The sequence below is a fragment of the Dyella koreensis genome, assembly GCF_044904565.1.
In the GTDB taxonomy this organism is placed as follows: Bacteria; Pseudomonadota; Gammaproteobacteria; order Xanthomonadales; family Rhodanobacteraceae; genus Dyella_D; species Dyella_D koreensis.
Map to the genome: position 1 here is coordinate 241,587 of NZ_JADIKD010000011.1, position 13,930 is coordinate 255,516.

13 protein-coding genes are annotated in these 13,930 nt (G+C 54.8%); all 13 read left to right on the forward strand.

Annotated features, from left to right (window positions below; translation table 11 throughout):
- Positions 1–17: 17 nt before the first annotated feature.
- The 13 genes from ISS97_RS13150 (at position 18) to ISS97_RS13210 (ending at position 13,926) form a co-directional block, all read left to right on the forward strand.
- Positions 18–2,141, forward strand: a complete 2,124-nt coding sequence (locus ISS97_RS13150) for a tetratricopeptide repeat protein (protein ID WP_379983959.1) — start codon at positions 18–20, stop codon at positions 2,139–2,141.
- Positions 2,138–4,177 carry a hypothetical protein gene (locus ISS97_RS13155; protein WP_379983960.1) on the forward strand — a complete coding sequence of 680 codons (2,040 nt, stop codon included), beginning with the start codon at positions 2,138–2,140 and terminating at the stop codon, positions 4,175–4,177. Before ISS97_RS13150 ends, ISS97_RS13155 begins: the two co-directional genes overlap by 4 nt.
- Before the next feature lie 148 nt (positions 4,178–4,325).
- The gene (gene rfbF / locus ISS97_RS13160) at positions 4,326–5,096 is read left to right on the forward strand and encodes a glucose-1-phosphate cytidylyltransferase (protein ID WP_379983961.1); all 771 of its coding nucleotides are present in this window, start codon (positions 4,326–4,328) and stop codon (positions 5,094–5,096) included.
- Between the two features lie 5 nt (positions 5,097–5,101).
- Complete coding sequence (gene rfbG, locus ISS97_RS13165) at positions 5,102–6,169, forward strand: CDP-glucose 4,6-dehydratase (RefSeq protein ID WP_379984057.1); 1,068 nt, start codon at positions 5,102–5,104, stop codon at positions 6,167–6,169.
- On the forward strand, positions 6,166–6,717 hold the full coding sequence (gene rfbC, locus ISS97_RS13170) for a dTDP-4-dehydrorhamnose 3,5-epimerase (protein ID WP_379983962.1): 552 nt from the start codon (positions 6,166–6,168) through the stop codon (positions 6,715–6,717). The genes rfbG and rfbC overlap by 4 nt, the downstream gene beginning before the upstream one ends.
- Complete coding sequence (locus tag ISS97_RS13175; protein ID WP_379983963.1) at positions 6,714–7,982, forward strand: methyltransferase domain-containing protein; 1,269 nt, start codon at positions 6,714–6,716, stop codon at positions 7,980–7,982. Before rfbC ends, ISS97_RS13175 begins: the two co-directional genes overlap by 4 nt.
- The gene (locus ISS97_RS13180; RefSeq protein WP_379983964.1) at positions 7,979–9,106 is read left to right on the forward strand and encodes a DegT/DnrJ/EryC1/StrS family aminotransferase; all 1,128 of its coding nucleotides are present in this window, start codon (positions 7,979–7,981) and stop codon (positions 9,104–9,106) included. Before ISS97_RS13175 ends, ISS97_RS13180 begins: the two co-directional genes overlap by 4 nt.
- Entirely contained in the window at positions 9,103–9,951 is an 849-nt protein-coding gene (locus tag ISS97_RS13185) for a phytanoyl-CoA dioxygenase family protein (protein WP_379983965.1), read from the forward strand. The genes ISS97_RS13180 and ISS97_RS13185 overlap by 4 nt, the downstream gene beginning before the upstream one ends.
- Before the next feature lie 8 nt (positions 9,952–9,959).
- A complete protein-coding gene (locus ISS97_RS13190; RefSeq protein WP_379983966.1) occupies positions 9,960–11,126 on the forward strand; it encodes a class I SAM-dependent methyltransferase in 1,167 nt (388 codons plus the stop codon).
- Between the two features lie 8 nt (positions 11,127–11,134).
- Positions 11,135–11,650 carry a GNAT family N-acetyltransferase gene (locus tag ISS97_RS13195; protein WP_379983967.1) on the forward strand — a complete coding sequence of 172 codons (516 nt, stop codon included), beginning with the start codon at positions 11,135–11,137 and terminating at the stop codon, positions 11,648–11,650.
- The gene (locus tag ISS97_RS13200) at positions 11,647–12,366 is read left to right on the forward strand and encodes a WbqC family protein (protein WP_379983968.1); all 720 of its coding nucleotides are present in this window, start codon (positions 11,647–11,649) and stop codon (positions 12,364–12,366) included. Before ISS97_RS13195 ends, ISS97_RS13200 begins: the two co-directional genes overlap by 4 nt.
- Positions 12,356–13,138 (forward strand): cephalosporin hydroxylase family protein, encoded by a 783-nt coding sequence (locus ISS97_RS13205; RefSeq protein ID WP_379983969.1) that lies wholly within the window; start codon positions 12,356–12,358, stop codon positions 13,136–13,138. The genes ISS97_RS13200 and ISS97_RS13205 overlap by 11 nt, the downstream gene beginning before the upstream one ends.
- 20 nt (positions 13,139–13,158) lie before the next feature.
- The gene (locus ISS97_RS13210) at positions 13,159–13,926 is read left to right on the forward strand and encodes a class I SAM-dependent methyltransferase (protein WP_379983970.1); all 768 of its coding nucleotides are present in this window, start codon (positions 13,159–13,161) and stop codon (positions 13,924–13,926) included.
- The last annotated feature ends 4 nt before the right edge of the window (positions 13,927–13,930 follow it).

Genomic DNA, 13,930 nt, shown 5'->3' on the forward strand with positions numbered 1-13,930 from the left:
TTTATTCGAGGTCGTGGATGTTCTCACTGCGCTCACTCCCCATCTTGCTGCTTATGGCCGGGCTGATCGCACTTGCGTCATGGGCCTATCTGCCTGGCCTGCATGGCGACTTCCTGTTTGATGATTACATCAACCTGCCCGCACTGGGTGCGGACGGGCCAGTTTCCCATTGGGCTACGTTCTGGCGTTATGTCACCTCAGGCCAAGCTGATCCAACGGGCCGCCCCTTGGCGCTTCTGAGCTTTTTGCTCGACGCGCACGACTGGCCTGCTGATCCCTACCCCTTCAAGCGCACCAATCTGCTGGTGCATCTGCTCAACGGCGCCTTGCTTGCCAGGCTGCTCTATCAATTAGGCCGATTGCATTTCGAGCCACTCCTCGAGAAAAAGAACCGCACCGACACGCGTCGCGTCGCGACGGCTGCTGTACTGGGGGCAGCCTTTTGGCTTCTACATCCTTTATTTGTTTCAACCACCCTATACATCGTGCAGCGCGAGGCCATGCTGCCGACCACCTTCACTCTACTGGGTCTGCTTCTATGGCTACATGGGCGCTCCACCCTATTAAGAGGACAGCGATATCTGGGCCTCGCCTGGATGGTCATTGGCCTTTGCGGCGGAACTCTGCTCGGCATGCTAAGCAAAGCCAACGGTATCCTGCTGCCCGCACTGGCCCTATTGATCGAGCATGTATTGCTGCAGGCCACAGGGATCGTCGACGCACAACGCCCATACAGCAACACACACGCCCCCTCATCGAGTAGCGATGCTGCCCCGCTGGGTTCAGTGCAGCAACTTCAGTTCTATCAACACGCCATGCTGCTGCTTGCGTGGTTTCCGACCGCGCTTATTGCAGGCTACTTGGTATACGCGGGCTGGTATGGCTTTACACAGGATATCTCGGCAGTCCGCCCTTGGACGTTAGGGCAGCGACTGCTGACCGAGCCACGCATACTCGTGGACTATCTCAAATTGCTGTGGCTCCCACGCCCTTTCACGGCGGGTCTGTTCAATGACCAAATCCGTGCTTCGACTTCACTCTGGGCGCCAGCAACAACGCTGCCTTCGCTACTCGTGATCTCGACACTGATTGCGGGCGCATGGCTATGTCGCCGACGCTGGCCGATCGTAGCTGTGGCTGTACTATTCTATTTCGTTGGTCAGTCCATGGAATCCAGCACGATTGCGCTGGAGCTCTATTTTGAGCATCGCAATTATCTGCCCGCGGCGCTGATGTTCTGGCCATTGGCGCTATGGTTGTGCAACGTCAAGCTATCCGCTTTTTACTCGTCAGCCTCACTCACGTATCCCATCTCAAACATTCAGCGCAGGCTGAAGATTGCCCTGACGGGCGTACTAATGATCTGTCTTGCCACCATGACGCATGCCAGCTCCGAGCTATGGGGCAATGGTCATGACCAGGCCCTACTATGGGCCGCGCTCAATCCAGATTCGCCACGCGCGCAGGCCAGCGCCGCCATGGCCGAAACTAATGCAGGCCATCCCGAACGGGCCGTCGCACGTCTTCGCCCCTTACTGGCCACACAGCCGGACCAAATCCAGCTTGCGCTGAACTTATTTTCCGCAGCTTGCCTAACAGGCCATGTGGATGTTGACACGCTAGATGCCACCACTAACGCCCTGCGTACTACTCGCGATACTGGCAGCCTGCTGACTAGCTGGTTCGAACGAGCGATCGATCAATCCAGCCAACCGGCTTGTCCCGAACTGACGTTGACAACAACTACCCGCATGCTGGAAGCCACACTATCCAACCCGAACCTCGTCAAGCTACCCGGGCGGAGACAGGACCTCTATTTCTTGCAAGGAAGAATTGCTCTTAAACAAGGTAATGCGGACATCGCTTTGGCCGATTTCAATCGCGCACTCGATCAACAGGTACGTGCGACTGCCGCATTGCGCCAAGCCGCCTTACTGGGAGCCTCAGGCTACCCCAGTCAAGGGCTAGCTCATCTCGACCATTACGAAGCCAATCACCAACATGAAGACCGGCCCGGCTTTGGCATGCCTCGCATTCATGCTTGGGTGCTTCAGCACCAACAATATTGGGAGAAGGAGTTGATACGACTACGCAATACACTTCTGGCAGACGAACGCACAAAGAACCTTTCTACGAAATGACCCTGATCGGACGACTCAGAATTTCTGGCTGGTGGCTAACTTTTGTAGCCATCGCAGTCACGGCACTCATTTACTGGCCAGGGCTGTCTGGCACGTATCTGTTCGACGACTTCCCTAATATTGTCGATAACCGCGGTGTCCACCCCACGGATGCGAGTCTGCCTTCGCTAGTGCGTGCCGCACTCTCTTCGCCTGCCAGCGAGTTCAAACGACCGCTTTCCTCGCTGAGCTTCGCGGCGAATTATCTAATAACCGGCCTTGATCCATTTTGGATGAAGTTGACCAACCTGGTCATTCATCTCATCAATGGATTGCTAGTGTTTATTCTAGTCCGACGACTACTCGCGATAGACCCCGTATCAATAAGACCCGGCCCTTCTGGCATCACGCTTGAAGCTGCTCAACAATGGACTCCATCGCGCCAAAACAGCATCGTCGCCGCCCTGATCGCTACAGGCTGGCTATTGTTGCCGATCAATCTCACCAGCGTTCTGTACGTGGTGCAACGCATGGAGAGCCTGGCGAATCTGTTCGTATTGCTAGGACTTCTGGGCTACGTAACAGGGCGTCAACACATGCTTGCGGGTACTAACCGCTCGGGTTTTTGGTTATGCGCAGCCAGCATCGCGGCGCCAACAGCAATGGGCCTGCTCGCCAAAGAGACGGCTGTAATGCTTCCTCTCTATGCGCTGCTGACTGAGTGGCTATTGTTCCGTTTCAATCTCTTCCACCAGGACCCGGCGAACCACCGCCGCAAAGATCTGCGTATCGTCACATTGTTTGTGATCACGCTAATTCTGCCGTTGACCATCGGCTTGATATGGCTGCTACCGGGACTATTGAGACCCGATGCCTGGGCTGGCCGCAGCTTCACGCTCAGCACTCGCTTACTCAGCGAAGCCAGGATTGTCATTGACTACATCGGTTGGACACTGATTCCAACACCGCAAGCGTTGTCGTTCTATCACGACGACTTTCGCGTCTCGACCGGCTTGTTAACTCCATGGACTACATTGGCGAGCATCATTGCCCTTATTGGTCTTGCCGCATCGGTTTTCCGGTGGCGCACACGTCGGCCTGTCGAAGCACTGGGCATTGCTTTTTTTCTTGGCGGTCAGCTGCTAACTGCAACCATCCTGCCACTGGAACTCATTTACGAGCATCGCAACTATTTCGCCAGCCTAGGCCTGCTATTGACACTTGTACCACTACTAGCGGCCGCCCCCCCCGAAACAATGACCCTGTCCGCCGCAGGCGCAGGAGATGCATTCACATCGAATAAAACAGCTCCCGTTCTTGCCCTGCCGCGGCGCACGTTGCTTGCTTGTTTGACACTATTCTGGATTGCTATGACGACCATGACGGCACAGTCATGGAGCAACCCTTTGGCCCTGGCCCAGGAGCTCGCTGCGCGCGCCCCTCACTCACCTCGTGCCCAGTACGAACTTGGCCGCACCTACATCATCTATTCACACTACGACCCTGCATCACCATTTACGCAACTGGCCTATGAGCCGCTGGAACGAGCCATCGCACTGCCGGGGTCATCCATCCTTCCACAGCAGGCTCTTATCTTCATGAACTCCCACATGCATCTCCCTGTAAAAGATTCATGGTGGAACTCAATGATCGATCAGCTCAAGAATCTCCGTCCTGGAGTGCAGGATGAGAGTTCACTCGCCGCCCTGGTCCAATGTGTACGCGAACACCGGTGCGATTTACCAAAAGAGCGCATGCTTGAAGCGCTTACCGCTGCCGTTTCTCACCCAAATCCCAGTGCACGTCTGCTGTCCACCTATGCCGACTATGCTTGGAACGTACTCAACGACTACCCATTTGGATTAAGCCTGACCCAACAAGCAATCGCCTCGAATCCAAGCGAACCCGCCTATAGGATTACGGAAATCAGGATGCTAATTGCGACTGGGCGCAACGACCAAGCTAACCGGGCTATGGAACAATTAGCGCACCTGAATATTGGTGGCCGGCTGAATAATACGCTTCAAGAACTCCATGCCCAGTTGGATAGACGATGAGCGTCCCTTTGCCCCAGATCACAACTGAGTGCGTGCGCCGTACCAAGGCGCCTGCCATTTCAGATTTGCGATATCCGTGTGCTAACCGTTTATCCTTTCATACCCTGTTGCTGAACAACCTACCTGACCACCCGTGGCCTAGACCATCATGAAAGCAGTCATCCTCGCCGGCGGTCTTGGAACCAGGATCAGCGAAGAAACTATCGTTCGACCCAAACCGATGATCGACATCGGCGGCAAGCCCGTACTTTGGCACATTCTTAAGATCTACTCACAGCATGGAATTAACGACTTCATCATTTGCCTTGGCTACAAGGGCTATATGGTGAAGGAATACTTTGCCAACTATTTTCTACACACCTCCGATGTCACCTTCGATCTGGCGAGCAATCAGATGGAAGTGCACCATCGGCATGCTGAACCTTGGCGAGTCACCTTGGTTGATACCGGCGACCAAACGCAGACGGGTGGACGACTAAAACGCGTCGAGCGATATCTGGACGGGAAGCCATTCTGCTTTACCTATGGTGATGGTCTCGCCGATGTAGATATATCAGCCCTGCTCGAGTTCCACGAGTCAAAGAGAACACTTGCGACCGTATGCGCCGTGCAACCCCCGGGGCGCTTTGGCGCACTGGACATTCAGGACCATCGCATTACGCGCTTCGAAGAGAAGCCGCAAGGTGATGGTTCATGGATCAACGGCGGCTTCTTTGTTTTGGAACCTGGCGTCATGGACTATATCGAGGGTGACAGCACTATCTGGGAGCGCGAGCCGCTCGAAGCGCTGGCCCACAATGGGCAACTATCCGCATACATCCATGACGGCTTCTGGCAGCCGATGGATACATTGCGCGACAAGATCAAACTTGAAGAGCTTTGGCAAAGTGGTCACGCCCCGTGGAAAATCTGGCCTTGAATACCATGTTTGGCGGCACCTACGCCGGACGCAGAGTTCTAGTCACCGGGCATACGGGCTTTAAGGGATCGTGGCTTTGCCTTTGGCTGGTCACGCTAGGCGCGAGGGTTACTGGCCTGGCACTTGATCCCGACACCGCTCCCGCACACTGGTCGCTGCTCGATCTCAATGAGGTAAATGACCTACGCATTGATCTGCGAAACGGCCCCTCCGTTCACCAAGCATTGGCGCAGATCCAACCCGAGATTGTTTTTCATTTGGCTGCCCAACCCCTTGTAAGGCGCAGCTATCGGGAGCCTCTCCTCACATTTGAAACTAATGTCATGGGTCTGGTGCACTTACTGGAAGCGGTCCGGAGCACGCGCTCCGTGCAAGCATTAGTCAATGCCACGACTGACAAGGTTTATCTAGAACAGGTAACCGATGGTGGCTATAGGGAAGACCAACCTCTCGGAGGGCACGACCCTTACAGCACATCGAAAGCTTGTGCGGAGCTTCTTTCGGATTGCTATCGCAAGAGTTTTTTTGCGGAAACGGGGCCGTTGCTGTCGACAGCTCGCGCCGGCAACGTCATCGGTGGGGGCGACTGGTCCGAGGATAGGCTCGTACCCGACATCGTGCGGGCTGCATTCAGCAAGCAGGTTCTACGTATCCGCAATCCAGATGCCATACGCCCTTGGCAGCATGTCCTCGAGCCGCTGTCAGGCTACCTTCGTCTCGGGCAACATCTACTCGCCGGCAAGCGGGTCCAGGGCGCATGGAATTTCGGTCCGACACCCGACGCCACCATGGCGGTAGGAACACTGGTTGCAAAAATGCAGGCGCAATGGACCGAGCTTCAGGTCGAGCGGCAGCCCGGCGATCATCCGCACGAAGCGAAAACTCTTCAGCTCGACAGCTCAAAGGCCCAGAGTGAGTTAGGTTGGCGAGCCGTATGGAATGTGGAGGATACGATCAGGCACACCATCGAGTGGTATCGCGCTTATAGCGAACGCAACGAACTACTAAGTGCCGCGCAACTTCACAGCTACATCGATGCGGCCCGCGCCGCCCGGCTGGACTGGACAGCATGAAGCTCCAACCTACACCACTGCCGGACTTCATGTTGATCGAAACCATGCCGGTCCAAGATGAGCGCGGTCGCTTTCTTCGATTGTTTTGCGAGACCGAACTTGCATCAATACGCCCAGCCCTGCACTTCCCTCAAATCAATCTGTCGACCACCTTCCAACGCGGCAGCGTGCGCGGCATGCATTTTCAGCGTCCGCCTGTAGCGGAGGCAAAGCTGATCCGTTGCATCCATGGTCGCGTATTCGATGTCGCGGTTGACCTGCGCCTAGGCTCACCTACGTTTCTTCAATGGCACGGGGTCGAGCTGACTGAGGACAACCAATTGCAGGCCTTTATCCCGGAAGGTTTTGCCCATGGCTTCCAGGCGATGAGCGACAACGCACAGTTGCTGTATATGCATACAGAATCCTGGAATCGCAGCCACGAGGGCGGGCTTCGTCCGGATGACCCTCGACTGGCCATCAGCTGGCCGCTGCCCATTGCACAGATCTCCGAGCGCGATCGCTCTGCACCGCTGCTCGACAATAGCTTTACAGGAATTCAGCTATGAAGTGCCGCTTCTGCGGAACCCGACTTGATGCCCCCTGTGTCGACGGCGATACCGCCATGCATAGCAAAGAAAGCCACGTGTTTCTCGATCTTGGCACTGCACCTCCATCGAATGCTTTCCTTACCAGCGAAGAGCTTGCTGCACCAGAAACATGGTTTCCACTCAAGCTATACACCTGCCCGACTTGTCTATTGGTGCAGGTCGATGAAGTGCAGTCTCGCGCCGAGATCTTCTCGTCAGACTATGTGTATTTTTCATCATACTCGCGCTCATGGCTGGAGCATGCTCAGCGCTATGTGGACGCCGTAGTAAACCGACTGGACCTAGGCACAAACAGTCTCGTAGTCGAAGTCGCCTCGAACGATGGTTATTTGCTCCAGTATGTCTCGGAACACGGCATTCCATGCGTCGGCATCGAGCCGACCAACAGCACCGCCCAAGCTGCACGCGAACGAGGCATCGAAACCATCAGTGAATTCTTTGGGCAGCGCTTTGCCCAGGATTTCGTTGCATCACGACGCAAAGCCGACTTGATTGTCGCCAACAATGTGCTCGCACATGTTCCAGATCTCAACGACTTTGTTTCCGGCCTAGCCATTACCCTATCGCGGGAGGGTGCGATTACGATCGAATTCCCTCATTTGCAGCAACTCGTTGCGCAACGCCAGTTTGACACCGTCTACCACGAGCACTTCTCGTACTTCTCACTGCACACCGTACGCACCGTGTTCGCCACTTACGGATTGCGGGTATGGGACGTGGAAAGGCTTTCAACTCATGGCGGCTCATTGCGTGTATGGGCATCCCACAATACTAGCCATCATCGGGATACTGACGCCGTTATAGAGGTTCTGGCCGAAGAGCGCGCTGCGGGCATGCTTGAGCTGGACTACTACCGAGGGTTCCAAACTCAAGCAGACGAGGTAAAGGATGACTTGCTTTCGTTCCTGCTAGAACAGCGCCGCCTCGGATGCAAAGTGGTAGGTTACGGCGCTGCGGCCAAGGGCAATACACTGCTCAACTATGCGGGCGTGCGACGGGATCTGTTGCCTTATGTGGTCGACGCATCGCCACATAAACAGGGCCGCTACCTACCTGGCTCGCGCATTCCAGTCGTGACCGAGCGACAACTGCGCACCGATCGGCCGGACATCGTGCTCATCCTACCCTGGAATCTGCGGGAGGAAATCACCTCACAGCTAGCCTATATCCGTGAATGGGGCGGGCGTTTCGCGACTGCCGTCCCGCGTATGGTGATTTCATGAGCGACAAACTGCCCTCGCGCATCCATTACACCAAGCCTTCGATCACCGAACGCGAAACCGCATATGCCGCCGACGCAGCCGCCAATGGCTGGGGAGAGCGCTGCTACGACTACATCTATCGTTTCGAGAGCCTATTCCGCGAACACTTAGGAAGCCGATATGCCATTGCCACCTCCAGCGGCACCGGCGCGCTGCACATGGGCATGGCCGGGCTGGGCATCGGCCCGGGCGACGAGGTCGTCCTTGGCGATATTAACTGGATCGCTTCAGCCGCTCCGGTCGTCCATCTTGGCGCCACGCCAGTGCTGGTCGATGTGCTACCGGATAGTTGGTGTCTCGATCCGGCCGCTGTAGAGGCAGCCATCACGCCTCGCACGAAGGCAATCCTCGCCGTGCACTTGTACGGCAATCTTTGCGATATGAATGCACTGACCAATATCGCCCAGCGTCACGGTCTCTATCTTATCGAAGACGCAGCTGAAGCCGTCGGCTCCTCTTGGTATGGCCGCCGGGCCGGCTCGATGGGCATATTCGGCGCATTCTCGTTCCATGGCACCAAGACCATTACTACCGGCGAAGGCGGCATATTTGTCACCGACGACGAAAGTCTTTACGAGCGCGTCCTGACTCTTTCAAATCACGGTCGTGCTCGCGACGAAAAACGTCAATTCTGGGCGGAGCGAGTTGGATTCAAATACAAGATGTCGAATCTACAGGCTGCTGTGGGTTGCGCTCAGATCGAACGCATCGATGACTTAGTGGCGGCAAAGCGACGCGTCTTCGAACAGTATCACGAGATATTACGTGCGCTCCCCCTGTCCATGAATCCCGAGCCGGCGGGAACTTGCAACGGATATTGGATGCCAACCATCGTTATTGATGACGGGGTACCATTCAATCGTGAAGCTCTACTCGCCGCGTTCAAAGCTGACAATATCGATGGAAGAGTATTCTTCTGGCCACTTTCTACGCTGCCATCATTCGACGCACGTCCAGAAAACATTGTCAGCCACTCCCTATCGCGGCGCGCGCTGAATCTGCCGAGCTATCACGACTTATCGAAAGAAGACATCGCTCGCGTTGCTCGCGTAGTTGCTGGACACGTTAAGGGAGCAACCGCGTGACCGCAGGCATACCACTTTCCAGCGAACAGATAGATGAGTTCAAACGCAACGGTGTGCTGGTCATACCGGGCTTTTACTCTCCCCTCTCAGAGCTTCTACCTATCCAACAAGCGATCTACGCTGTGATCGGTCAGGTAATGAAGCGGCACGGCATCCCAGACACGCGACCAGCTTTCACGCCTGAAAATTTTGATGTGGGGTTCCAGCCCCTGATTGCACGCGCCCGCTCCTACGGGGGTGAAGTCTATGATGCAGTCAAACAGATTCCGGCCTTCATCCGATTGCTTGCCGATCCGAGGCATGACGATGTGTTTCGTGTACTCAGACCCGGCTCGATTCCCGCAATTGCCGCGGGAGGCTATGGCATTCGCATCGACAATCCTAGCGAAGATCGCTACCGGGCTCAGTGGCATCAAGAGTATCCGGCACAGCTGCGAAGTCTGGACGGCCTAGTCTTCTGGAGTCCACTGATTCATATCACACCAGAACTAGGCCCGGTTCAATTTTGCCCAGGCTCGCACAGCAATGGCCCGGTGCCGGTGCTGACAAAGGGCAGCGACGGAAACGGGAGAAGTGGCGCCTACTCCCTTCATCTGAAGGACGAGGAAAATCTCCTCTCGCGATATCCCATAATCGCGCCGCTACCATCGCTCGGTGACTTGATCGTTGTGGACTTCCTCACGTTGCATGCATCTGGCTACAACCGCAGTAACAGATCGCGTTGGTCGATGCAGTTCCGCTATTTCAACTTTAACGATCCTGTAGGCATGGCCCATGGCTGGAAAGGATCATTTGCCGCCGGCGTGGACTTCAGGCAGATCCACCCCGAACTGTGTGCCGACTAAGGTCATTCATGGAAACCATTCACTGCGCGGTATGTAGCAGCCGACTTGACACCCCTCTCTACAAGTCGCCGGGTGATAGATCGCTGACGTCGCTATGCCGCATCAATCCAGTGGCAACCACTGTCTACGTTTGCAGCGTCTGCGGCCACCTGCAGACGCAAGCGCTTTCCGACGTCGACGCATATTACGACGCACAGTACGACATCCTGGTCGATAGCGAAGAAGAGGATCAGATCTACGAGGTTCGCAACGGGAAGCCGATTTATCGCACGCAGCATCAAGTCAAGGTTCTGCTTGAAAAGCTCGAACTCAAGCGAAAGGTTGACCTGCTCGACTACGGCTGCGCCAAGAGTTCGACTATTCGCACGCTTTGCGCCAACTCCTCCTTTGTCAGACCACACCTGTTCGACGTCAGTGCCCGCTACATTCCATTCTGGGAGAAGTTCATACACCCGGATCATTGGGCAATAAACGATATCAAGCCAGAATGGCGCTCTTACTTTGATATCGTGACCTCATTTTTTTCCCTCGAGCACATCCCGTCGATAACCGCAACCATGAGTACCATCGCGAGCGTGCTTAAACCAGGGGGAACGTTCTATGGCGTCGTTCCTGACGTATTCGGCAATATTGCTGACTTCATCGTTGTCGACCATTGCAACCACTTTACTGCCCCCTCGATCAAACGCCTGCTGGCTGATGCCGGCCTGGAGTTGCTGGAGATCGATGAGAAAGCACATCGCGGCGCCCTGATCATCGTTGCCAGAAGACCCTCTGCAACAACTGCTTCTATATTGCCCGCATCCACCAAAGATATTGAGCAAACGCACATTGGGCTAGAGCGTCTGGCCGACTATTGGCAGGAAGCGGCCAGCAAAGTGCAGGCATATGAGGCCTCACTGGTCGGCAAGGGCAAGATCGCCATATATGGCGCAGGATTCTACGGTGCATTCATTTCGGCGAATCTAGCGCATCCGGAGCGTGTTGCCTGCCATCTCGATCAAAATCCCTACCTTCAGGGCAGGCAATTCAATGCGTGCCCCATACTTTCGCCCGATGCTCTTCCTGAGGACATCGACACTATCCTTGTCGGCATAAATCCTTCCCACGCGAAAGCCATCATGGCCGATATTCCATCACTGGCCCAGCGTGACTTGAATTACTTCTATCTATGAGGAATGCCATGCTCCAAGGGGAGAGACTGGTACTACGGGAGTGGCGGGAGTCCGATCTCCAGACTCTCGCGCTCCTTCGCAATGATGTCGAGCTACAGACTCTGCTTTTGGCTCGAGCGAGGCCAAATTCCATAGAAAGAGTACGCAGCTGGCTTTCCGAGCGCTCCTCCCGTGACGATATGGCCTTCTTCATAGCCGCAGCACGAGTCGACGACACGGTATATGGCTATCTGCAGGTCGCGAATATCGACCGATACAATGAGATTGGAGAACTCGGCATTTGCCTTGCCCACAATGCGCAAGGAAATGGCCTGGCGCGGGAGGCCTACCAACTGCTCGAGCCCTATCTTCGCCGGGTGCTGGGGCTACGCAAGCTCACTCTGCATGTACTCGCATCCAATGCACGAGCCGTTGGTTTCTACCTGAAAAACGGCTATCGCCAAGTCGGAAAACTAGAGCGGCATTTCCGCATCAATGATCAATACCACGACGTATTGATCATGGAGCGATTCCTGAGCGAATGATCATCGTTATTTCACAACCGATGTTTTTCCCTTGGGTCGGGATGCTCGAACAAATTCGGGCGGCGGACGTATTTGTGCTTTACCCAGATGTGCAGTTTTCAAAAGGCAGCTTTGTCAATCGGGTACAAATCAAGACAGCTCGAGGAATTCGCTGGCTAACCGTCCCCCTATCCAACTTGCATTTGGGCCAGCTTATCAACGAGGTCAGGATCGGTTATCAACGCCACTGGCGTCATGAACACCTACAACTGCTTGCCGATGCATATGCTGCAGCCCCTTATCGGGACGACATGCTGGATCTCGTGAAATCGGTATATCGACACGACCACGAGGACATAGGTAGCCTGAGCGCGTCATCTCAGATGGCGTTATGCCGCTACTTTGGCCTCGATCATCGGCGCGAATTCAAAAGCTCTGACGCGCTAGGCATCGGCGACTCCAGCAGTCAGCGTGTCCTAAATATCGTATGTTCACTCACAGGCGATACTTACCTCACCGGCCATGGTGCGAGCCGCTACCTAGATCACGAATCATTCGAGCGAGCCAACGTACGCGTCGAATATATGGACTACGCGAAGACACCATACCCGCAGCTCCATGGGGAGTTCACACCATATGTTTCGGCACTCGACTTGGTCGCCAATGTCGGTCCTTCCGGGATTGACTATATTCGCCCAAGATCCATTTACTGGAAGGACTTTCTAAGTGACAAATGAGATTGAAAAATTTCTAGCTGAGGTAGCGGAAAATATAGCCGGCCTAAAGCAGGACACTGATGTGCAGGCGTTATCCCGCATCTGGCTAAGAGAAATCACACGCCACAAATATGCCTACAACTTTACTTGGCTGGGGCGCCCATTGATCCAGTTCCCACAGGACATGGCTGCAATCCAGGAGCTCGTCTGGCGCATCAAACCTGATCTAATCATCGAAACTGGTATTGCCCACGGCGGCTCGCTGATCATGAGTGCGTCACTACTTGCGATGCTCGATTACTGCGATGCGGTTAGTGCAGGCACCGTTATAGACCCGCGAACCGTGCAGCGCCGTGTACTTGGCATCGATATCGATATCCGCTCGCATAACCGCGCCGCCATCGAATCGCATCCAATGGCCCATCGAATCGACATGATCGAAGGGTCATCCATTGCAGCCGACGTCATTGCCAAAGTTCACGAGATGGCCAGGAACTACAGTCGCGTGCTGGTATTGCTCGACTCCAACCATACCCACGAGCACGTCCTTGCGGAGCTGGAGGCATACGCTCCGCTTGCCAGCAAGGGGAGCTATTGCGTCGTCTTTGACACCCTCATCGAGAACATGCCGGCGGAGATGTTCAACAACAGGCCATGGGGAAAGGGAGACAACCCCAGAACAGCAACGACCGACTTCCTAGCGAACCATCCGGAATTCGAGGTAGACGCGAATATTGAAGCGAAGCTTTTAATCACGGTGGCGCCGGGCGGCTATCTTCGGCGCGTGAACTAATAGGCAGACAGAGCATAGACATGGGAACTGACCGAGACTGGGAAAATTGGGGACGAAATGACCCGTACTTCGGCGTGCTAAGCCATGAAAGCTTTCGCGCTGGGAATATTTCGAATGAGAGCCGCACAGCCTTCTTTCTGTCGGGCGAGAAGCATATCGAGTCCCTATTCGATACAATTCGGGCACACTTTAAACCTCAATTTAGGCCCAGCAGATCACTAGATTTCGGATGTGGCGTAGGTAGATTGCTGATTCCGCTGGCTCGTCGTAGTCAACATGCCTCGGGAGTTGACGTCTCCGCAGCAATGCTGACTGAAGCGCGCCGGAACTGCGAGATCCATGCTATCAACAACGTCGAGCTACTTGGCTCCGATGATCATTTAAGCCAAGTCCAGGGCGAATACGACCTGATTCACTCACATATCGTGTTCGCGCATATCGACCCACTTCGAGGTCAAGCCATCATCGAGGCTTTAGCCAGCAAGATAAGCTCTGGTGGCTTTATTGCAATACAAGTCCTCTATTCATGCAATGCTTCACCATGGATTCGATCGCTGGTGAAGCTTCGCTACAAACTGCCGCTATTGAATGCGATTCGTAATCTGATACGCGGACGCCCCTTTCGTGAACCACCTATGCAATTACATGTTTATGACCTGCCGACAGTGTTTCGCGCGCTGAACCACCTTGGTTATAGCAAAACTCTACTGATGACCGATAAATTCGAGAACGAGCAATTTGACTCCGTCACTTTGATTGCGCAGCGCATACCTGCGCCGACAGCCTAATCAT

Excerpts from the sequence above, each read along its gene's own strand:
- ISS97_RS13150 (WP_379983959.1), top strand. The coding sequence starts at position 18 with ATGTTCTCACTGCGCTCACTCCCCATCTTGCTGCTTATGGCCGGGCTG.
- ISS97_RS13155 (WP_379983960.1), top strand. The coding sequence starts at position 2,138 with ATGACCCTGATCGGACGACTCAGAATTTCTGGCTGGTGGCTAACTTTT.
- rfbF (WP_379983961.1), top strand. The coding sequence starts at position 4,326 with ATGAAAGCAGTCATCCTCGCCGGCGGTCTTGGAACCAGGATCAGCGAA.
- rfbG (WP_379984057.1), top strand. The coding sequence starts at position 5,102 with ATGTTTGGCGGCACCTACGCCGGACGCAGAGTTCTAGTCACCGGGCAT.
- rfbC (WP_379983962.1), top strand. The coding sequence starts at position 6,166 with ATGAAGCTCCAACCTACACCACTGCCGGACTTCATGTTGATCGAAACC.
- ISS97_RS13175 (WP_379983963.1), top strand. The coding sequence starts at position 6,714 with ATGAAGTGCCGCTTCTGCGGAACCCGACTTGATGCCCCCTGTGTCGAC.
- ISS97_RS13180 (WP_379983964.1), top strand. The coding sequence starts at position 7,979 with ATGAGCGACAAACTGCCCTCGCGCATCCATTACACCAAGCCTTCGATC.
- ISS97_RS13190 (WP_379983966.1), top strand. The coding sequence starts at position 9,960 with ATGGAAACCATTCACTGCGCGGTATGTAGCAGCCGACTTGACACCCCT.
- ISS97_RS13195 (WP_379983967.1), top strand. The coding sequence starts at position 11,135 with ATGCTCCAAGGGGAGAGACTGGTACTACGGGAGTGGCGGGAGTCCGAT.
- ISS97_RS13200 (WP_379983968.1), top strand. The coding sequence starts at position 11,647 with ATGATCATCGTTATTTCACAACCGATGTTTTTCCCTTGGGTCGGGATG.
- ISS97_RS13210 (WP_379983970.1), top strand. The coding sequence starts at position 13,159 with ATGGGAACTGACCGAGACTGGGAAAATTGGGGACGAAATGACCCGTAC.